Source organism: Pseudomonas sp. 3-2, assembly GCF_019710535.1.
Classification (GTDB): Bacteria; Pseudomonadota; Gammaproteobacteria; order Pseudomonadales; family Pseudomonadaceae; genus Aquipseudomonas; species Aquipseudomonas pharyngis.
The window spans coordinates 1,357,554-1,377,199 of the sequence record NZ_CP081200.1 but is presented as its reverse complement, the minus strand read 5'-3'; the positions used below and the strand labels follow the sequence as shown (position 1 = coordinate 1,377,199).

Below are 19,646 nucleotides of genomic sequence, written 5' to 3'. Positions count from 1 at the left end.
GCTTTGTGTGCAGCATGCGCGTTTTTACGCCCTGTAACAGACGTTTTCTTGACTGTAAAAATTCAGTAAAGCGCAACGGCGCGAAGCATAGCGCAGCACTCGTCGTATTTCCCTGCATAAAGCTGGTCAAGTGCGCTGCTCGTCGCTAGAATTGCGCACTTTTTGATCAGAGGCGCGCCTTAAGCGCCCGTCCGTCGGTTCCTGAGTCAGGTAATCGATGTCACAAAACACCGAGGTTAGACATGTCCACCACTCCTGCGCCGGCCAATCCAAAGGTTGGCTTCGTTTCTCTGGGTTGCCCGAAAGCACTGGTCGACTCCGAGCGCATCCTGACCCAGCTGCGCATGGAAGGCTATGACGTGGTGTCCACCTATCAGGACGCCGACGTGGTCGTGGTCAACACCTGCGGCTTCATTGACTCGGCCAAGGCCGAATCGCTGGAAGTCATCGGTGAAGCGATCAAGGAAAACGGCAAGGTCATCGTGACCGGCTGCATGGGCGTGGAAGAAGGCAACATCCGTGACGTGCACCCGAGCGTGCTGGCCGTCACCGGTCCGCAGCAGTACGAGCAAGTGGTCAACGCCGTGCACGAAGTCGTGCCGCCGAAGCAGGATCACAACCCGCTGATCGACCTGGTGCCGCCGCAAGGCATCAAGCTGACCCCGCGTCACTACGCATACCTGAAGATTTCCGAAGGCTGCAACCACAGCTGCAGCTTCTGCATCATCCCGTCGATGCGCGGCAAACTGGTCAGCCGTCCGGTGGGCGACGTGCTCGACGAAGCCCAGCGCCTGGTCAAATCCGGCGTGAAGGAACTGCTGGTGATTTCCCAGGACACCAGCGCCTACGGCGTTGACGTCAAATACCGCACCGGTTTCTGGAACGGCGCGCCGGTGAAAACCCGCATGACCGAACTGTGCGAAGCGCTGAGCACCCTCGGCGTCTGGGTCCGTCTGCACTACGTTTACCCGTACCCGCACGTCGACGAGCTGATCCCGCTGATGGCCGCCGGCAAGATCCTGCCGTACCTGGACATCCCGTTCCAGCACGCCAGCCCGAAAGTCCTGAAGTCGATGAAACGCCCGGCGTTCGAAGACAAGACCCTGGCGCGGATCAAGAACTGGCGCGAAATCTGCCCGGACCTGATCATCCGTTCGACCTTCATCGTCGGCTTCCCGGGCGAAACCGAAGAAGACTTCCAGTACCTGTTGGACTGGCTGACCGAAGCCCAGCTCGACCGCGTCGGCTGCTTCCAGTACTCGCCGGTCGAAGGCGCGCCGGCCAATGACCTGAACCTCGACATCGTTCCGGACGACGTCAAGCAGGATCGCTGGGAGCGCTTCATGGCGCACCAGCAGGCCATCAGCTCGGCGCGCCTGCAAATGCGCATCGGCCGTGAAATCGAAGTGCTGGTGGACGAAGTCGACGAGCAAGGCGCGGTCGGCCGCTGCTTCTTCGACGCCCCGGAAATCGACGGCAACGTGTTCATCGACAACGGCAGCAACCTCAAGCCCGGCGACAAGGTCTGGTGCAAGGTGACCGATGCCGACGAATACGACCTCTGGGCCGAACAGATCTAAGCGCGAAAAATACAGAAAGCCCCGCTCTCTTTTACGAGATGCGGGGCTTTTTTACGGCTAGAGTTTGTGAGGGGAAGGACTCCCTCATCCATGACAAAGAGGCTATCGGGCATGCGTCAGCATTCGGTCATCCACACGCCGAAACTCAGCGATTATCAGGAACTGACCCGGGTCTGGGAGGCCTCGGTTCGCGCGACTCATGATTTCCTGCCGGAATCCTACATCGAGCTGCTGAAGAATCTGGTGCTGACCCGCTACCTCGATGCGGTGATGCTGATCTGCACCCGGGACAGCCGCCAGCACATCACCGGGTTTGCCGGTGTCGCGGCGGGCAAGATCGAAATGCTGTTCATCGACCCGGCTCATCGCGGCCAGGGCCTTGGCAAGAAACTGCTGAAGTACGCCATGGAGCACCTGAACGCCGACGAACTGGACGTCAACGAACAGAACCCGCAGGCTCTGGGGTTTTACTTCAAGCAAGGGTTCGAGGTGATCGGCCGCTCGGAGGTCGATGGCATGGGCCAGCCGTATCCACTGCTGCATATGCGTCTGAAACAACCGGAGCAGCGCGCGGTACGCGGCTAAAAGCCACACGGCGCAAATGCAATCGGGCTTAACCGGCCCCAGGCAGGTACAATGCCCACCCCTTTTTTGTTACGGCCCCTGTCATGACTGACCCGATTCGCCTCTCCAAACGCCTCATCGAGCTGGTCGGTTGCTCCCGCCGGGAGGCCGAGCTGTTCATCGAGGGCGGCTGGGTCACCGTGGACGGCGAAGTCATCGACGAGCCGCAGTTCAAGGTCGGCGACCAGAAAGTCGAGCTCGACAAGGACGCCAAGGCCACCGCGCCAGAGCCGGTGACTATCCTGCTCAACGTGCCGGCGGGCATGGATGTCGACAGCGCCATGCAGTCGCTGAACGCCGAAACCCTCAGCGAAGAACACCGCTACGGCAAGCGTCCGCTGCGCGGGCACTTCCTGCGCCTGACCGCCAGCGCCGACCTGCAACCCAAGGCCAGCGGCCTGCTGGTGTTCACCCAGGACTGGAAGGTGTTGCGCAAGCTCACCGCCGACGCGGCCAAGATCGAGCAGGAATACGTGGTCGAAGTCGAAGGCGACATGGTTGCCCACGGTCTCAATCGCCTGCAGCACGGCCTCACCCACAAGGGCAAGGAGCTGCCGCCGGTCAAGGCCAGCTGGCAGAACGAAAACCGTCTGCGCTTCGCCATGAAGAACCCGCAGCCGGGGATCATCGCTCAGTTCTGCGAAGCGGTCGGCCTGAAGGTCATCGGCATACGCCGCATCCGCATCGGCGGCGTGTCCATTGGCAAGGTGCCGGTCGGACAATGGCGCTACCTGTCCGGCAAAGAGAAATTCTAAGGCTCGCAAGCCACCCTACATTTCCGGCATCGCGTCCGCGCGATGCCCACAGCGAAAAGATCAGGATTGCACACATGGTTCACAACGACGTTCTGCGCAGCGTGCGCTACATGCTCGACATCAGCGACAAGAAAGTGGTCGAGATCATCAAACTCGGCGGCCTGGACGTCACGCTGGCTGATGTCGTGACGTACCTCGACAAGAAGGAAGAAGACGAAGAAGGTTTTGTGCGCTGCCCGGACGAAGTCATCGCGCACTTCCTCGACGGCCTGGTGATCTTCAAGCGCGGCAAGGACGAAAGCCGTCCGCCGCTGCCGATCGAAGTGCCGGTGACCAACAACATCATCCTGAAAAAGCTGCGCGTGGCCTTCGAACTGAAGGAAGACGACATGCACGCGATCCTCAAGGCTGCCGAGTTCCCGGTGTCCAAGCCTGAGCTGAGCGCATTGTTCCGCAAGGTCGGCCACACCAACTACCGCCCGTGCGGCGATCAGTTGCTGCGCAACTTCCTCAAGGGCCTGACCCTGCGCGTTCGCGGTTGACCCATTCGATCACGGCGACTTCGGTCGCCGTTTTCATGCATGCCCCTCCATTCCTTCCAAAAATAGTGGCTCCGCTTTTCGCGGCCGGCGACTAGGGTGTACTGAACCCTAGCCCTCAGGATTCGCCATGCACCCGTATTTCTCCCTGCAAGGCCGCACCGCCCTGGTGACCGGCGGCACCCGCGGTATCGGCAAAATGATCGCCAAGGCCTTTGTCGAAGCCGGCGCCCGCGTGTACGTCTGTTCCCGTGACGCGGAAGCCTGTCATCAAACCGCTGAAGAACTCAGTGCTCTGGGCGCTTGTCAGGGCATGGCGGCGAATCTGGCGACCGAAGAAGGCGTGAAAGAGCTGGTTGCGCGAATGGGCGAGCAGATCACTCATCTGGACATTCTGGTGAACAACGCCGGCACCACCTGGGGCGCACCGCTGGAGAGCTACCCGGTCAAGGGCTGGGAGAAAGTCATGCAGCTCAACGTGACCTCGGTGTTCAGTTGCATCCAGCAGTTTCTGCCGTTGCTGCGCCAATCCGGGTCGGCAGCCAATCCGGCGCGGATCATCAACATCGGTTCGGTGGCGGGGATTTCTTCCTTCGGCGAACAGGCCTACGCCTACGGACCGAGCAAAGCGGCCCTGCATCAACTGTCGCGGATTCTCGCCCGGGAGCTTGTGAGTCAGCACATCAACGTCAACGTCATCGCACCGGGGCGCTTCCCGAGCAAGATGACCCAGCACATCGGCAACGACCAGCAGGCGCTTGCCGAGGACACCGCGCTGATCCCGATGAAACGCTGGGGTCGCGAGGAAGAGATGGCGGCGCTGGCGATCAGCCTGGCGAGTACCGCCGGGGCCTACATGACCGGGAATATCATTCCGCTGGATGGAGGGTTCAGCCTCTGACATCGGCGGTGAAGCTATCGCTGGCAAGCCAGCGATGGCGCCAGATCTGTTAGCACCAGACTTGAAGCCTGCCGGGTTATCATGCCCGCCCTGCTCCGCTTCGAATGCACACCATGACTTACAGCGTCTCCCCCATCGGCTTCGTCCGCTCCTGCTTCAAGGAGAAGTTCGCCATCCCGCGCCAGCCGCAACTGGCCCCCGCTGCCCGTGGCGTGCTGGAACTGGTGGCGCCGTTCGATCAGGGCGACGCTGTGCAGGGGCTCGAGCAGGTCAGTCATGTCTGGCTGCTGTTCCTGTTCCATCAGGCGCTGGAAGAAAAACCACGCCTCAAGGTCCGCCCTCCGCGCCTGGGTGGCAACAAGTCCATGGGCGTGTTCGCCACCCGCGCCACGCACCGGCCGAACGGCATCGGCCAGTCAGTGGTGAAGCTGGACAAGGTCGAGGCCAATCGCCTGTTTATCTCCGGCATCGACCTGCTGGACGGCACGCCGATTCTCGACGTCAAACCCTACGTGCCCTACGCCGACATCATTACTGACGCCTCCAACAGCATCGCCAGTGCCGCGCCGCACCTGATCGACGTGCAATGGACGGACACGGCACTGCAACAGGCGCACACCCACGCTCAGCGCCTGGCCGAGCCGCTGGTCGAGCTGATCGAGCAATGCCTGGCCCAGGATCCGCGTCCGGCCTATCAGACGCCCGCGCCAGAGCGCGAATACGGCGCGCAGTTCTGGGATCTGGACGTGCGCTGGCACTACCCTGTGCCTGAGCAGATCCGCGTCCTGGAAGTTATTCCCGCCGCTGACTGAATCGCGAAAACGAAAAAGCCCGCGCTGCCTTCTCAGGCAACGCGGGCTTTTCTGTCGGCATCGTCGGGATTACTTCTCGACGAATGCGCGCTCGATCAGGTAGTCACCCGGCTCGCGCATCCGCGCCGAGATCTTCAGGCCGAAGCTGTCGAGCACTTCGCTGGTCTCGTCGAGCATGCTCGGGCTGCCGCAGATCATCGCGCGGTCGTCCTGCGGGTTGATCGGTGGCAGGCCGATGTCGCTGAACAGCTTGCCGCTGCGCATCAGATCGGTCAGGCGGCCCTGATTCTCGAACGGTTCGCGGGTCACGGTCGGGTAGTAGATCAGCTTGTCACGCAGCGCTTCGCCGAAGAACTCGTTCTGCGGCAGGTGCTCGGTGATGAATTCGCGGTAGGCGACTTCGTTGACGTAACGAACACCGTGAACCAGGATCACTTTCTCGAAGCGCTCGTAGGTTTCCGGGTCCTGGATCACGCTCATGAAAGGCGCCAGACCGGTGCCGGTGCTCAGCAGATACAAATGCTTGCCCGGGTTCAGGTCGTCCAGCACCAGGGTGCCGGTCGGTTTTTTCGAGATGATGATCTCGTCGCCTTCCTTCAGGTGCTGCAGCTGGGAGGTCAGCGGACCGTCCTGCACCTTGATGCTGAAGAACTCGAGATGCTCTTCCCAGTTCGGGCTGGCGATCGAATAAGCGCGCATAAGCGGGCGGCCGTTTGGCTGTTGCAGGCCGATCATCACGAACTGACCGTTCTCGAAGCGCAGGCCCGGATCGCGGGTGCACTTGAAGCTGAACAGAGTGTCGTTCCAGTGATGAACACTGAGGACACGCTCGTGGTTCATGTTGCTCATGTACGTGGGACTCCTGGAGATTGATCTGCGCCTGCCCGGCTCGTGTTGAAGAATGCCGACGGTGCGCAATTGCATCGCATTCTAATAGCGCCGACAATATCTGTTAACTGGATTATTAAGATAAGGGTTATCGGTTATATCGATATGCGATTTACTCTTCGTCAACTGCAAGTCTTCGTCGCCGTCGCCCAGCAGGAAAGCGTGTCCCGTGCTGCGGGTCTGCTCAACCTGTCGCAATCGGCCGCCAGCACGTCCATCACCGAACTGGAGCGCCAGTCCAGCTGCCAGCTGTTCGATCGCGCCGGCAAACGCCTGAGCCTCAACGCCCTAGGCAAACAGTTGTTGCCGCAAGCGGTGGCCCTGCTCGATCAGGCCAAGGAAATCGAAGACCTGCTCAACGGCAAATCCGGTTTCGGCTCACTGTCGGTGGGCGCGACCCTGACCATCGGCAATTACCTGGCGACGCTGCTGATCGGCGGTTTCATGCAGCGCCACCCGGAAAGTCAGGTAAAGCTGCATGTGCAGAACACTGCCAATATCGTGCAACAAGTGGCGCATTACGAAATTGATCTGGGTCTAATCGAGGGCGATTGCAGCCACCCGGACATCGAAGTACAGAGCTGGGTCGAGGATGAATTGGTGGTGTTCTGCGCCCCACAGCATCCGTTGGCCAAACGCGGCAGCGCGACCATGGAGGAACTGACCCATGAAGCGTGGATTTTGCGGGAACAGGGTTCGGGGACGCGCCTGACGTTCGATCAGGCGATGCGGCATCACCGCAGCGCGCTGAACATCCGGCTGGAGCTGGAACACACCGAAGCGATCAAACGCGCGGTGGAATCAGGTCTGGGGATTGGCTGCATTTCGCGCCTGGCGCTGCGTGACGCCTTCCGGCGCGGCAGCCTGGTGCCGGTGGAGACGCCGGATCTGGATCTGGCGCGGCAGTTCTATTTCATCTGGCACAAACAGAAGTACCAAACCTCCGCCATGCGCGAATTCCTCGATCTGTGCCGCGCCTTCACCGCCGGGGTCCAGCGCAGCGACGAGATCGTTCTGCCGAGCATTGCTTAAAGCAGAATCACCGCCCACACCAGAGCGATCATGCTCAGTGCCACAAATTGTGCGGCACTGCCCATGTCCTTGGCGTTCTTGGACAGCGGGTGCAACTCCAGCGAAATGCGGTCGATAGCCGCCTCCACCGCCGAATTCAACAGCTCGACGATCAGCGCCAGCAGGCATACAGCGATCAGCAGCGCCTGCTCGACCCGGCTGACATTAAGGAAAAACGTCAGCGGAATCAGCACCACGTTGAGCAGCACGAGTTGCCGGAAAGCCGCTTCGCCGGTGAAGGCGGCGCGCAGGCCGTCCAGCGAATAACCGGATGCATTGAGGATGCGTTTCAGGCCCGTCTGGCCCTTGAAAGGTGACATAAAGTAGATAACCGACCGAAAGGAAGTGGGGAAGCTAGATCAACGAAAGTCAAAAAAGCGTGAAGACGCCAGTGCTTACTGGCTCGGAATTGACTCAAGTTGTTGCAGCAGTAAAGCTGCCTGGGTCCGGGTCCGCACGTTCAACTTGCGGAAAATCGCCGTGACGTGGGCCTTGATGGTCGCTTCCGACACACTCAGCTCGTAGGCGATCTGCTTGTTCAGCAAGCCTTCGCAGACCATGGTCAACACCCGGAACTGCTGCGGTGTCAGGCTCGCAAGGCCATCGCTGGCGGCCTTGGCTTCATCCGAAACGCTGACCGCCTCGAATGCCTGGGGCGGCCAGAACACGTCGCCATCCAGCACTTTGCGCACCGCTTCCTGAATCACGCTCAGGTCGCTGGACTTGGGAATGAAGCCACTGGCGCCGAATTCCCGGGACTTGACCATCACCGAGGCTTCTTCCTGGGCCGAAACCATCACCACCGGAATCTGCGGGTATTGGCCGCGCAGCATCACCAGCCCGGAAAACCCGAAAGCACCCGGCATGTTCAGGTCCAGCAGCACCAGATCCCAGTCAGCCTTTTCGGTCAGGCGGGTTTCCAGCTCGGCGATGCTCGCCACTTCTACCATGCGTACATCCGGGCCAAGGCCCATCGTCACCGCTTGATGCAGTGCGCTACGAAAAAGAGGGTGATCATCGGCAATCAGGATGTCGTATGTGGCCATTTTTCAAATGATCCTGTTTTTGATGGCAGGCCCGCGCATTCGGGTCGTGCCAAAGCAAATCCAGATACCGCCCGGCAGCGGCATCCACAGGGGCACGTTCAACGCCAATCACGAACAAAAGCGGCGTTTCAAACCTTGGCCGCACCCCAATCGGCGCCAAGCATGACCAGCGAAGCCGGGGTGGTCAAGCCGCACGGCCACTGCTTTAGCAGTATGGGCCAGGATCAGGCCGGTACTGGCGCCGCGTTTCGGATATAGGGCAGCAATTCGGCGTGGGCCGGCGTCGACACATTGACGTCCAGTTGCTGCTTGGCCCCCAGGTAATGCTGGCTGAACACATCGAAATAGGCATCCAGCGCCGACGCCGCGTCCGAATCGCCGGCCAGTTCCAGGCACAATGCCGCCACTTCGGCGGTGCACAGGTGCTCGCTGCGGGTCGAACGGCGCAGGCGATAGCGCGACAGTTTGTCGGGCAACAGGCTGAGGATCGGCAAGCGGTCGAAATACGGGCTCTTGCGGAAAATCTTCCGGGCTTCGGTCCAGGTCGCGTCCAGCAGAATGAACAGCGGGCGCTTGCTGCTATCGAGATCCAAGGTGTTGGTCACCCGCGAAGGTTCGACGTACTCGCCGGGAAACACCAGATACGGCTGCCATTGCGGGTCGTTCAGCAGCGCCAGCAGTTGCTCGTCGGGCTCGGTCCGCGACCAGATAAAGGCATGGTTGTCGCGCACGATGTCGGCGATCAGCCAGCCGGTATTGCTGGGTTTGAACACTTCCTTGCCGGTCATGATCAGGCAAACGCCCGAGCGCGCATCGACCGTGGGCCGCCAGGCACACAGGCAATGGCTGATGATCACCCGGCAATCGCGGCAGCGCGGGGAGCGAAAACCACGGGCCTGGATCGGCTTGATGCCTTCATCCTCGCGCTGGTCGCGCAGGCGGGCCACGGCGTTGGGGACATGATTCATCGCAGGCGGCACCGGCAGACAGGAAAACTCGACACGAACGACACTCGGCAGGGCAATAAAGGGCGGCAGTTTACCAGAGCGACGGGCACAAGCCTGTACCCTCCCGACCGGCTCCCCTATAATTCGCCGCCACTGAACGCACAGTCACGTGGCTGGTCGAACCACCAGTCACTGAACCAGGAGAGTTTCATGCTGCGCCTTATCGTTCCCACCGCTGCCATTCTGCTGGCTTCGTCCTTCAGCGCTCAGGCTGCATCCCTGAGTGAGCAGAATCTGAACCGAGAGCTGCGCAATGTCGCCGCACAAAGCAGCGTCGGCACGCCACGGGCGATCAACGAAGACATTCTTGATCAGGGCTACACCGTCGAAGGCACCACGCTGGTCAATCACCTGAGCGTGCAAAAGAGCCACGCCGACAAAATGCGCGCCGATCCCAAAGCCGTGTATTTCCAGCTGGGCGCTTCGGTCTGCAACAACCCGTCGTACCGCAAGCTGATGGCCAAGGGCGCGATCATGCGTTACGACTTCACCGAAGTGAAAACCAACAAGGCGATCGGCTCCGCCAGCTACCAGGAATCGGATTGCCCGAAAGCGGCTCCAGCGAAGAAGAAGTAATCATCTCGACGTGGCGCGCCGCTGTTCATCCTCGGCGCGCAGTTCGGCCAGCAAGGCCTGCAAGTAACGCGAGCGGCGCTCCCCTCCCGCCAGGCGTCGGCAGCACTCCTCTTCGAGACTCACATGGTTGGTCTCGGCCGATGCTTTCAACAATCGATACAGCTGCGCATCGATCTCCAGAATGACTCTGGTCATGTGTCCCGCCTCCTTGCCACCCGCAAATCCTTGAATAGCGTGCACCTTGCGTACGCTCGTTGACGCAAAGTTGTCGTACGGCGCCTTTAACTTAGTAAATCAGAGCATTCAGCCCTCGACGCTGCATCGGACGAGCGGTGAAAACACTTCGCAAAGCGGCAATAAGCAGTTGCCAGCAAAGACTTTGCGGCGCGATGCTCAATGAGCGAAAAATGCATTGAGGGTCTAGATTCAACGTATTCCCGATCTTTTATTAACGGCAGGAAAGGAGCTGCCGGCTGTTTGTTTTCTTGCAGCGCGGTACTGACGTCGCACGTCAGGGCCGGAAGCTCTGTGCAGAAGGAGAAGTTGCATGCCTTACCAACCGAATGACCTGCTCAGCCGTCATTTTCAGGAAAGCGGCCACGACCTCATCAGCAAGGTCGAAGAACAACTCAACCTGGTGTCACCCAACAGCCCGAATTCCCCCATCTACCGCGACATGATCCTGACCGTGCTGCGCATGGCCCAGGAAGATCACAACCGCTGGAATGCCAAGATCACCCTGCAAGCCCTGCGCGAACTGGAGCAGGCGTTTCGCACGCTCGAACAGTTCAAGGGACGACGCAAGGTCACGGTGTTCGGCTCGGCTCGTACACCGGTCGAACATCCCCTTTACGCCATGGCTCGGGAACTCGGGGCCTCGCTGGCCCGCTCGAACATGATGGTCATCACCGGTGCCGGCGGCGGCATCATGGCCGCCGCCCATGAAGGGGCCGGTCGCGATCACAGCCTGGGCTTCAACATCACCCTGCCCTTCGAGCAACACGCCAACCCCACCGTGGACGGTACCAATAACCTGCTGCCGTTCCATTTCTTCTTCACCCGCAAGCTGTTCTTCGTCAAGGAAGCCGATGCGCTGGTCTTGTGCCCAGGCGGGTTCGGCACCCTGGACGAAGCTTTGGAAGTGCTCACGCTGATCCAGACCGGCAAAAGCCCTCTGGTGCCGGTGGTGCTGCTGGACGCACCGGGCGGAACGTTCTGGCAAGGCGCACTGGACTTCATCCGTCAGCAATTGGAGGAAAACCGCTACATCCTGCCGACCGACATGAAGCTGATGCGCCTGGTCTACAACGTTGAAGAGGCGGTGGAGCAGATCAACCAGTTCTACGGCAACTTCCATTCCAGCCGCTGGCTCAAGCGCCAGTTTGTCATTCGCATGAATCACAAACTTAGCGATCAGGCCCTCGACCATATGCAGGAGGCTTTTGCCGATCTGTGCCTGAGTGATCAGTTCCATCAACACGCCTACGCCGGCGAAGAGCACGACGAAGCTCAATTCAGTCACCTGACGCGCCTGGCATTCGCGTTCAATGCCCGGAATCACGGGCGTCTGCGGGAACTGGTGGACTACATCAACCTGCCGGAAAACTGGGCCCAGTCAAAACCCCAGACCGCGCAAAGCACCCGCGAACCGTCGAAGGTAACGTGAAGGCAAAAAAAAACGGCCCGCTATCGAAATAGCGGGCCGTTTTTACTTTTTAGATGAAGCTGAGCTGAAGCTGGAGCGATTTAATCGTCCATCCCTCTTCCGCTGAACAAACGGTTGATCATCTCCATCGAGAATCCCCGGTACGCCAGGAATCGACCTTGTCTGGCGCGTTCCTTGGCATCGCCGGGAAGCTGTCCGGAGAACTTCCGTTGCCACGTGTCCGTTAGCTGCTCCTGCCAGTTGATACCGCTCTCACGCAAGGCGAGTTCGATATCGGCGCGTTGCAAACCGCGTTGGCTCAGTTCTTCGCGAATCCGCAGAGGGCCGTAACCGGAGCGGGCGCGATAGGAAACAAAGCTTTCAAGATAACGGGCTTCGGAAAGCAGCCCTTCTTCCGTCAAACGGTCGAGGGCGGTTTCGATCATCTCGGGGGGAGCGCCACGCTGACGCAGTTTGCGCGTCAGCTCGACTCGACCATGCTCGCGACGTGCGAGCAGGTCCATGGCGGTTCGCCGCACCGCGACGAGGGTATCGAGTACGGCGGTTGTCATCGGTGCAATCAGATGTCGGCGTCAGCCAGGTCGTCTTCGGTCTCTTTGACCGCAGAAGCCTTGGAATCAGCAATCACAGCTGGCGACAGCAGTTTGTCACGCAGTTGCTTCTCAAGCTTGGCCGCGACTTCCGGGTTGTCCGCCAGGAACTTGGCCGAGTTGGCCTTGCCCTGACCGATCTTGGTGCCTTCGTAGGCATACCAGGCGCCGGACTTCTCGACGAAACCGTGCAGCACGCCCAGGTCGATCATCTCGCCGTTCAGGTAGATACCCTTGCCGTAGAGAATCTGGAACTCGGCCTGACGGAACGGCGAAGCCACCTTGTTCTTCACAACCTTGACGCGGGTTTCGCTACCGACCACTTCGTCGCCTTCCTTCACCGCGCCGGTACGGCGGATGTCGAGACGGACCGAAGCATAGAACTTCAGCGCGTTACCACCGGTGGTGGTTTCCGGGCTGCCGAACATCACGCCGATCTTCATGCGGATCTGGTTGATGAATATCACCAGGCAGTTGGCGTTCTTGATGTTACCGGTGATCTTACGCAGCGCCTGGGACATCAGACGGGCTTGCAGGCCCACGTGCATGTCACCCATTTCGCCTTCGATTTCAGCCTTCGGTACCAGAGCGGCAACGGAGTCGACGATGATCACGTCAACGGCGTTGGAGCGCACCAGCATGTCGGTGATTTCCAGGGCCTGTTCGCCGGTGTCCGGCTGGGAAACCAGCAGGTCGTCGACGTTGACGCCCAGCTTGCCGGCGTACTCAGGGTCGAGGGCGTGTTCAGCGTCGACGAAGGCGCAGGTCGCACCGGCTTTTTGAGCCTGGGCGATCACGGACAGCGTCAGTGTGGTTTTACCGGAAGATTCAGGACCGTAGATTTCAACGATACGGCCTTTTGGCAGGCCGCCGATGCCGAGTGCGATGTCCAGACCCAGAGAGCCGGTGGAAATGGCCGGGATCGCCTGACGGTCCTGATCGCCCATACGCATTACGGCACCCTTGCCGAATTGACGTTCGATCTGACCCAGGGCCGCAGCCAAGGCTTTCTTCTTGTTGTCGTCCATTAAAGTCCTCACGTAATCAATAAGGCCTGACGGCCAACACCTGTATAAGTAGCCAGTATTATTCCACAGCGTTCACGGATCGCCTACCCCTGATTTTCGATTTCTCGTGCCGCTAGTCGCAGCAAGCCCTCTAGCGCGGCCTTCACCGTTTGTCGGCGGACTTCGTCGCGGTTGCCGGCGAAGTGCTGAACCTCACTGGAAATCTGGTCGCCCACGCCCCAGGCCAGCCATACGGTGCCCACCGGTTTGTTCGGCGAACCACCGTCCGGCCCGGCCACGCCGCTGACCGCCACGGCAAACCGCGCCAGGCTTTTTTCCTGGGCGCCGCGCACCATGGCCTCGACCACTTCGCGACTGACTGCACCCACGGTGCCGAACAGCTCCGTCGGTACATTCAGTTGCTGGGTTTTCTGGCGGTTGGAGTAGGTCACGTAACCCGCCTCGAACCACGCCGAACTCCCTGGAATGCGAGTGATGGCTTCGGCAATCCCGCCACCGGTACAGGACTCGGCCGTCGTGACGTGAGCGTTAAGCAATTGCAGACGTCGGCCAAGTTCGGCCGCCAGTTGAGTGATTTCTTTCACGGCGCGCTCCGGATCGGATGGAATGGGTACCACCGTACACGAGCCGGTTGCGCTTTCAATACACAAGCTTATTCAAAATGTGCAGGCGCCAGCGCTCTGATATAGGCCTGACAGGCCTGCAAGGCAATCAGTCCGCGGTCGCCTTCGCCGGTGATGGCGACAATTCGTCGAGCATGCGCCGGGTCAAGTCGGGCGCGTACGGCTGCATGATCCACGCCGCCGGTGCTGGAGGTGGCTGGCACACCGCAGCCTTGGGCAGCGTCGCCTGCGTCGATGAGGACTGACAGGCGCAGATCAGCAGTGGCAAGACGATCGCGCAGGCGATCCTGATCACGTTGGGCATCATTCAGTGCTCGATAATGGGTTTGTTCACTGGCCGTGAGCCGTTGCTCCAGGGCCAGACGCTTGTCCTGCTCGGCCTGCTGCGCGGTGGCGGCAGCCGAAGTCAGTTGATTGAGGGTCTCGGCCTGCAACCGCGCCTGCTCGGCCAGTTGGCGACCGTAGCGCCAGTCCTGAAACTGCCAGGCCAGCGCTGCCGATACTGCGGCCAGCAGCACCAGGCCGAGCAGCCGCCAGACGCTCAAACCGAAGGCTGGCATAACACCGCCCTCGCCCGCCCCCAAAGCTCCAGTCGATCCTGCAAGCCGTTCAACCCGCCGTTGATCCGCCGGGTGATGCTGTTGAACTGATCCTGATCCGCCAGCTCGTTCAGGCCGTTCTGCGCCCAGAACCACGCGGCGGACTCGGCCGCCCATTGCGGTTGCTCCAGCAGTTCCGGCAGCGCCAGCAAGCGCTCGTCACCGAACAGCCCGAGGCTGCACTGGCGATAGTTGGCGCGGCCGGTAATCTGGATCAGCCCGCGCCCGCGATACTTCTGCCCGTCGCCATCGGCCTCGGGCGTGTTGCCCAGACGCAAGGCCAGCGTACCGGTGTCGTATTTGCTCAGGTATTGGTTGTTGCCCAGTTCACGCACGTACTGCAATTGCCCCGATTCGTGTCCGATCTGGGCGAGAAACGCGGCAATGCGTTTGGGCGTGTCGATGCGATGGCGCGCCATGGCATCGTTGAGCGGTGAAACAAAAACGCCCGCTTGGCGGCGGGCGTTGGGCATGATGTTGAGTAGGTTGTCTTCAGTGATTTGCATAATGCTCGGTCCTCCCTGGATGCGCCGATTGAATCACGGTTGGCGGCCGAGACCAGTCAGCCATTTCTTTGCCAGGGTTTTCAGGGTTCCCTCCGGGGCACTTTCTTCCGGCGACGAAAACACCCAGCCAAGGGTGCCGAAGTTGGCCGACCAGTCGATTTGCGGCGCGGGCGTGATATCGGTGATGTCAACCCAGAGCAGCTCCGGATGAAACATCTCGACCATGTTTCCATCGCTCGAGAACAGCTCGACCACCGTGTTTTCAACAACGCGTGCGTAGGTTTTCATCAGGCGTACTCGTAAATGATCACGACGCCGGGGGCGCCAGAACCGCCGGGTCTGCCCGGTTGGTTGAGGGCGTTGGCAATGCCGCCGGCGCCTGCCCCGTAGCCGGTTCCTGGTGCTGCAAGACTCAGGGCCACGCTGCTACCAGAGCCACCGCCACCCAACGGAGAGTTCCCGCCATGCCCGGCCAGAATTGAGCCAGTGACGTTGATCCCCGGACTGCCGGCCGCACCCGAACTGTTAACAATATTGCCGCCGGTAGCGCTCGTGCTCGGAAAGCCACCGACGAACAAGCCAAAATCAGTGACATTGATGACTCCGAGAGAGGGAGATCCGCCGCCGCCCGGTGCAGACACCAAGGAGCCGAAGGAGCTGGTCCCACCTGGGCCGGCACTTGCTGCAACAGCTCCGGCTGCACCTTTTGCACCCACGGTAATGACTTGGTTCGCACCTATGACGGCTGAAGAAATCCATGCTTCGGCATAACTTCCGGAAGCACCGCCACCGGCAAGTGAAACCTGGCTGCCGTTGGTCGCGGCTATTCCACCACTGCCACCGCCGCCACCCAGCACCTTGACCAGCACATTTTTCATCCCCGTCGTCGGTACATAAATTCCCGACGAGGTGAACGTCTTGATCCCCAGCAATCGACCGCTGTTGGCGTTGCCGCCACTGGCGTAAACCAGCAGCCAACTGTCCAGCAAAGCGCTGTAAACCACAGAGCAAACACTGCCTGCGACAATCTCCGCTGGGCGCAATGCACTCTGCGCCAGACTCAAAAGCGGCTTGGGCAGCAAGCCATTCGGCGCAAAGGTACTCGCTCCGGTATTGGCATTGCCTGCCGTGAAGCGCAGCGCCAGCCCGTCCTTCAACGTCGTGATGGCCGGCACGTAGTTGGCCATGTAGAGATTGGCAGCGCCGATATCCGCGGCGTGTTTATCTTCACCGGCCTGGCTTATCTTTTTGATTGCCAGGAGCAACTGCGTCGCATCGTTTTCGCTCGGCTCAAGGCCCGCAGACTTGACGACATTCAACAACTCATCGGTGACACCGTTGCCCCAGGTCGCGGGAATCAACGATCCCGGCAATCCACCTACGACGTCTTCATTGACGAACTTGCCGTTCACCAGCCCGATGCCGGGAACGCTTTTCGGGTAATCCATTTCCGTTTCCTTTATCTGCTAGAGCGCCGAGGCCAACCAGCGCGGCGCTACAGGACGATGCTCGCTGAACGGAAAAAACGAGGCCTGGGGCCAGTCGCGCAGCGCTCGCCGAAAGGTTTGCAGTTCGGCGTATTGCTCGGTGGTCAGCGTGGTGCCACCGCCGTCCTCCAGCTCATCGCGATCACGGGCCACCAGGCCATCGGTCGCGGCCAGTTGCGCCGTACGCCACTGGCGTTCGATATCGGCTGCTTCTTCGGGACTCGGCGGCGGCGGATCCACCAGAATCGGAAACCCGTTACCGTTATTGACGCCAATCACCTTTGGCGAGACGGCCAATTGCTGCAACAGGGAGATCCAGTACGCCTGAGGAATTTCGATCACATCCTCGGGAATATCCGAGACGTTGATACCGGGTACATAAGCGCCCCGGGTACTTGCGCTGAACAACACATTGAACGGGTTCATTCAGTAGCCCTTTGCAAAATAATTGATGCCCCAGTTTGGCGAGACGGTTCCGTTGTAGCTGCGGACTCTCAAACGGCATCCGGTTTTGCTTCCCGATCCCGCGTACTGAATGACCATGGCTGCATCGCCCCCCGAATGCATGGCGACGATCGATGAAAATGTGGTCGGGAATGCGATGGGAAAGGTGACGTAGACATCACCGTTGGCATCGGTCGTGCCTACTCCCCATTGATCGATGTTGCCGCTGGGAAAGCGCTGGTAGCCGACATTGCCATAGACGCCGGAATGAGCTGCCGCGTATCGGTCACTGATCGAGCCTCCATACAGGCGCCATTGCCCGCTCAGTTTGACCAGTTGTGCCGAATCACCGATGCCGAGACTGAGTGCCCCGAACGTGCCGTTACTCGTTTCAATGACTTCAGAACCAAACGGATTGATCGTCAGGACACCATTGCCGGCATTGGCGATATGCAAAGTGCTGGCATGAGCGATTCCGGCAATGGTCGGCAAGGTTGCGGTAATGGGCGTCGCACTGGCGAAACTGACGATCCCCCCCACGTTGGCTGCCGTCAGAGCGGTGCTGACCGCATACGACACGAAACCGGAAAACTGCATACCGCTGCGACTCACGAATCCGGTGGTGGCCACCGACTGACTGTTGTCGAACTGCGGCGCGGTCGCAAACAGTTTATTGCTGCGCAATGCCGTCAGCACTTGATCGGTTCGAGTCTCGGACGGCGTGAGGCCAGCGGTCTGAATGACGGTCAGCAGCTCCTGAGTGATGCCGTTGCCCCAGCTGGCCGGGATCAAGGATCCCGGCTTGCCGGTGACCGGGTCTTCATCGACAAACTTGCCGTTCACCAGACCTGCGCTGGGAACACTATTGGGGTAGTCCAAGATTTATCTCCTTATCTGAATACATGGTTGCGTGAGGGCCTCAGCCAATCTGGCCGACCAACCACTGCGGCACTGAGGGCCGTGAAACGGATGACGGAAATGCGCCGGCACCTGGCCAGTCGCGCAACGCCTGGCGGTACTCAAGCAGCTCCAGATATTGCTGGGCCTTGAGCGTTGTTCCGCGTCCCAGTTCCTGCTCGTCGCGGTGGCGGGTGACTTGCCATTCGGTGGCTGCGAGCGCGGACTGGCGCCAGACTCGCTCTGCCGCCAGAGGCTCCTTGTCCTCGACCATTGGGGGTTGAGCGATGACAGGACTTTGCGGTTCCCGCAAAGGCTCGATAGCGCGAGCCGCCTCGGGCATCGGCGCGCCGATTTCGACGCTCACACCCTCGGGCACTTGCACCATCGCCGCGACGAAAGCAGGCGCGAAGAGTTGCTCGATTGCGTAGTCACCGGTGTCGATCACTTCGACCGCGACACCGTTTTCAATGCGTGCATACATGACCATTACGCGTACTCCCAGATTTCACAGAAAGCGTTGCCACCGGCACCGCTCATAAACGACACAGACGTGTTGTTGGAGCAGGTACCTCCACCTCCGGAACCACGAACCCCCGCATAGCCATTGCCGTTGATACCGGTGGACGACGCACCGCCATCAAACGGGCTGGCCCCTCCGGTACCGGAAAGCACGCCCCAATTGTTGTTGAACATCGCGAAACCGCCGCTCATGCCGCGGGCGTTGGTCAGATTGCCGCCTGTGACCACCTGACCACCGGAGCCGCCCTGGACGAAGCCGTTCGCCGTGGGTCCCACGGCGACAGCCAGAATCTGTCCGCCAGCGCCGCCGGCTGCACTCATCAAAGAGCCGAACGAGGCACCGCCCCCCGCCAAGCCAGCCACAGTGCGGGACGCGCCACCAGCGCCCAGCGTGACAGGCACGCCGGCGAGCATGTCCGTTGTCACGTCGTACAGACCTTCCGCATAGGCACCGGCGCCACCGCCTCCGCCAATTCGCAGAGTGCTCACCTCGACAGGTGCACATCCCCCCCCGGAACCACCCGCGCCGACCAGCCGGACGCGAATCCTTTTCGCATTGGGGTTGGGGCGGTAAACCGTGATCCCTACTGTCTCGATCTGTCTGACCGCCAACAAACGTCCCACTGCATCGGTGATGCCGTAGCCCGCCAGCGTGGTCGGGGTGTTTTTCAGTTTGGTGAAGTCGACCAGAGCGCCAATGGCCGTTGCCAGCTGGTTGGTTTTGTTCTCGTCCGGCGTCAGTCCGGCCGCCTTGATGGCGTTGAGAATTTCTTGCGTGACACTGTTGCCCCAGGCGGCGGGGATCAATGAACCCGGTGTGCCGGCAACCGGGTTTTCATCGACAAAACCGCCGTTGACCAGGCCGACGCCGGGGATGCTGTTTGGATAATCCATTGCACGGTTCCCTGTGCTGCAGTCAGTTGGTTACGGTTGCGCCGGGCACTGCCGGCCAGATGACTTCGCCGGGGAAGCCGGCCTGTTTTTCGATACGGTTCAGCTCGACGCTGTAGAGCTTCCATTCGAGCAATTGCAGTTGCTCTTCATGGCTGGCGTCGCCGATGTCTTCGGCGTATTGCAGGGGGGCGATGCGCAGGACGGCGTCGCGCAGCAGCGTGTCGCGCTGTTCCAGCATCTGCTGGCGGATGCTGAGCAAACGGGCCTGCTCATCCACTTGCCAGGCGTCGCCGCGCCACACATGAAATTCCCCCGGCCAGGGCTGCGTTGTGAGGGTATCGGGCAACTCCCCCAACTCACTCCAGATCTGCTGCCCGCCGCCGTCCTTGCGAAAAACCGGACCGCGCCGGTCAATCACCTCTCGCGGTACACCGTTGATCAGGGCCCAGGTACGACCGGCTTCTGGCGCGGGCAACTCGAAGGACAACTCCACCGCATTGCTGGGCAGTTGAATACCGATGCCCGGGGTCACAAAAAACTCGACAGGCCCGGACAAGGCACCCGAGCCGTCAAACAGATAATTGAACATAA

At 60.5% G+C, this 19,646-nt stretch carries 26 protein-coding genes; 9 read left to right on the top strand and 17 right to left on the bottom strand.

The window, feature by feature from the left end; translation table 11 throughout:
- Positions 1–242 precede the first annotated feature (242 nt).
- From rimO to tsaA, 6 genes are all read left to right on the top strand, one after another.
- Positions 243–1,580 (top strand): 30S ribosomal protein S12 methylthiotransferase RimO, encoded by a 1,338-nt coding sequence (gene rimO, locus K3819_RS06160; RefSeq protein ID WP_007954955.1) that lies wholly within the window; start codon positions 243–245, stop codon positions 1,578–1,580.
- 111 nt (positions 1,581–1,691) lie between these two features.
- On the top strand, positions 1,692–2,165 hold the full coding sequence (locus K3819_RS06155) for a GNAT family N-acetyltransferase (RefSeq protein WP_221399663.1): 474 nt from the start codon (positions 1,692–1,694) through the stop codon (positions 2,163–2,165).
- 83 nt (positions 2,166–2,248) lie between these two features.
- Entirely contained in the window at positions 2,249–2,959 is a 711-nt protein-coding gene (locus tag K3819_RS06150; protein ID WP_011332751.1) for an rRNA pseudouridine synthase, read from the top strand.
- A 74-nt stretch (positions 2,960–3,033) separates the two neighbouring features.
- Positions 3,034–3,501 (top strand): DUF1456 family protein, encoded by a 468-nt coding sequence (locus K3819_RS06145; RefSeq protein WP_085612338.1) that lies wholly within the window; start codon positions 3,034–3,036, stop codon positions 3,499–3,501.
- A gap of 127 nt (positions 3,502–3,628) precedes the next feature.
- On the top strand, positions 3,629–4,399 hold the full coding sequence (locus K3819_RS06140; RefSeq protein ID WP_221398843.1) for an SDR family oxidoreductase: 771 nt from the start codon (positions 3,629–3,631) through the stop codon (positions 4,397–4,399).
- Between the two features lie 113 nt (positions 4,400–4,512).
- A complete protein-coding gene (gene tsaA / locus K3819_RS06135; RefSeq protein ID WP_221398842.1) occupies positions 4,513–5,211 on the top strand; it encodes a tRNA (N6-threonylcarbamoyladenosine(37)-N6)-methyltransferase TrmO in 699 nt (232 codons plus the stop codon).
- A 69-nt stretch (positions 5,212–5,280) separates the two neighbouring features.
- On the opposite strand, the gene fpr is transcribed toward tsaA, so the two are convergent.
- On the bottom strand, positions 5,281–6,060 hold the full coding sequence (gene fpr, locus K3819_RS06130) for a ferredoxin-NADP reductase (protein WP_007908723.1): 780 nt from the start codon (positions 6,058–6,060) through the stop codon (positions 5,281–5,283).
- A 144-nt stretch (positions 6,061–6,204) separates the two neighbouring features.
- Between fpr and K3819_RS06125 the strand changes: the two genes are divergently transcribed.
- Positions 6,205–7,131: a LysR family transcriptional regulator gene (locus K3819_RS06125; RefSeq protein ID WP_011332748.1), complete on the top strand. Its 927-nt coding sequence runs from the start codon at positions 6,205–6,207 to the stop codon at positions 7,129–7,131.
- Here K3819_RS06125 and K3819_RS06120 read toward each other — a convergent pair.
- From K3819_RS06120 to K3819_RS06110, 3 genes are all read right to left on the bottom strand, one after another.
- Complete coding sequence (locus K3819_RS06120) at positions 7,128–7,490, bottom strand: diacylglycerol kinase (RefSeq protein WP_003222276.1); 363 nt, start codon at positions 7,488–7,490, stop codon at positions 7,128–7,130. The two genes, K3819_RS06125 and K3819_RS06120, sit on opposite strands and share 4 nt — an antisense overlap.
- A gap of 75 nt (positions 7,491–7,565) precedes the next feature.
- A complete protein-coding gene (gene erdR / locus K3819_RS06115) occupies positions 7,566–8,216 on the bottom strand; it encodes a response regulator transcription factor ErdR (RefSeq protein ID WP_007954938.1) in 651 nt (216 codons plus the stop codon).
- Between the two features lie 224 nt (positions 8,217–8,440).
- The gene (locus K3819_RS06110) at positions 8,441–9,184 is read right to left on the bottom strand and encodes a tRNA-uridine aminocarboxypropyltransferase (protein ID WP_085612335.1); all 744 of its coding nucleotides are present in this window, start codon (positions 9,182–9,184) and stop codon (positions 8,441–8,443) included.
- Positions 9,185–9,373: 189 nt separating this feature from the next.
- On the opposite strand from K3819_RS06110, the gene K3819_RS06105 reads away from it, so the two are divergent.
- Positions 9,374–9,799 carry a PA3611 family quorum-sensing-regulated virulence factor gene (locus tag K3819_RS06105; RefSeq protein WP_011332746.1) on the top strand — a complete coding sequence of 142 codons (426 nt, stop codon included), beginning with the start codon at positions 9,374–9,376 and terminating at the stop codon, positions 9,797–9,799.
- Here the strand turns inward: K3819_RS06105 and K3819_RS06100 are convergent, their stop codons facing one another.
- A complete protein-coding gene (locus K3819_RS06100) occupies positions 9,800–9,994 on the bottom strand; it encodes a hypothetical protein (RefSeq protein WP_011332745.1) in 195 nt (64 codons plus the stop codon).
- Between the two features lie 352 nt (positions 9,995–10,346).
- On the opposite strand from K3819_RS06100, the gene K3819_RS06095 reads away from it, so the two are divergent.
- Positions 10,347–11,465, top strand: coding sequence for a TIGR00730 family Rossman fold protein (locus K3819_RS06095; protein WP_221398841.1), 1,119 nt, complete (start codon positions 10,347–10,349; stop codon positions 11,463–11,465).
- Between the two features lie 80 nt (positions 11,466–11,545).
- Here the strand turns inward: K3819_RS06095 and recX are convergent, their stop codons facing one another.
- The 12 genes from recX to K3819_RS06035 all read right to left on the bottom strand — a co-directional run bounded on the left by recX (position 11,546) and on the right by K3819_RS06035 (position 19,644).
- A complete protein-coding gene (gene recX, locus K3819_RS06090; RefSeq protein WP_039771298.1) occupies positions 11,546–12,016 on the bottom strand; it encodes a recombination regulator RecX in 471 nt (156 codons plus the stop codon).
- Positions 12,017–12,024: 8 nt separating this feature from the next.
- Positions 12,025–13,083 (bottom strand): recombinase RecA, encoded by a 1,059-nt coding sequence (gene recA / locus K3819_RS06085; RefSeq protein ID WP_003222269.1) that lies wholly within the window; start codon positions 13,081–13,083, stop codon positions 12,025–12,027.
- Between the two features lie 83 nt (positions 13,084–13,166).
- Positions 13,167–13,667 (bottom strand): CinA family protein, encoded by a 501-nt coding sequence (locus tag K3819_RS06080; RefSeq protein WP_221398840.1) that lies wholly within the window; start codon positions 13,665–13,667, stop codon positions 13,167–13,169.
- A 68-nt stretch (positions 13,668–13,735) separates the two neighbouring features.
- On the bottom strand, positions 13,736–14,266 hold the full coding sequence (locus K3819_RS06075) for a lysis system i-spanin subunit Rz (RefSeq protein WP_221398839.1): 531 nt from the start codon (positions 14,264–14,266) through the stop codon (positions 13,736–13,738).
- Positions 14,248–14,811, bottom strand: coding sequence for a glycoside hydrolase family 19 protein (locus K3819_RS06070; RefSeq protein ID WP_221398838.1), 564 nt, complete (start codon positions 14,809–14,811; stop codon positions 14,248–14,250). The genes K3819_RS06075 and K3819_RS06070 overlap by 19 nt, the downstream gene beginning before the upstream one ends.
- 33 nt (positions 14,812–14,844) lie before the next feature.
- The gene (locus K3819_RS06065; RefSeq protein ID WP_221398837.1) at positions 14,845–15,099 is read right to left on the bottom strand and encodes a hypothetical protein; all 255 of its coding nucleotides are present in this window, start codon (positions 15,097–15,099) and stop codon (positions 14,845–14,847) included.
- Positions 15,099–16,259: a hypothetical protein gene (locus tag K3819_RS06060; RefSeq protein ID WP_085612329.1), complete on the bottom strand. Its 1,161-nt coding sequence runs from the start codon at positions 16,257–16,259 to the stop codon at positions 15,099–15,101. Before K3819_RS06060 ends, K3819_RS06065 begins: the two co-directional genes overlap by 1 nt.
- A gap of 18 nt (positions 16,260–16,277) precedes the next feature.
- Positions 16,278–16,724: a phage tail assembly chaperone gene (locus tag K3819_RS06055; protein WP_085612328.1), complete on the bottom strand. Its 447-nt coding sequence runs from the start codon at positions 16,722–16,724 to the stop codon at positions 16,278–16,280.
- Complete coding sequence (locus K3819_RS06050) at positions 16,725–17,621, bottom strand: phage tail protein (protein WP_085612327.1); 897 nt, start codon at positions 17,619–17,621, stop codon at positions 16,725–16,727.
- 40 nt (positions 17,622–17,661) lie between these two features.
- Complete coding sequence (locus K3819_RS06045) at positions 17,662–18,129, bottom strand: phage tail assembly chaperone (RefSeq protein ID WP_221398836.1); 468 nt, start codon at positions 18,127–18,129, stop codon at positions 17,662–17,664.
- Entirely contained in the window at positions 18,129–19,055 is a 927-nt protein-coding gene (locus K3819_RS06040; protein ID WP_085612325.1) for a hypothetical protein, read from the bottom strand. Before K3819_RS06040 ends, K3819_RS06045 begins: the two co-directional genes overlap by 1 nt.
- A gap of 22 nt (positions 19,056–19,077) precedes the next feature.
- Positions 19,078–19,644, bottom strand: a complete 567-nt coding sequence (locus K3819_RS06035) for a tail fiber assembly protein (RefSeq protein ID WP_085612324.1) — start codon at positions 19,642–19,644, stop codon at positions 19,078–19,080.
- Positions 19,645–19,646 lie beyond the last annotated feature (2 nt).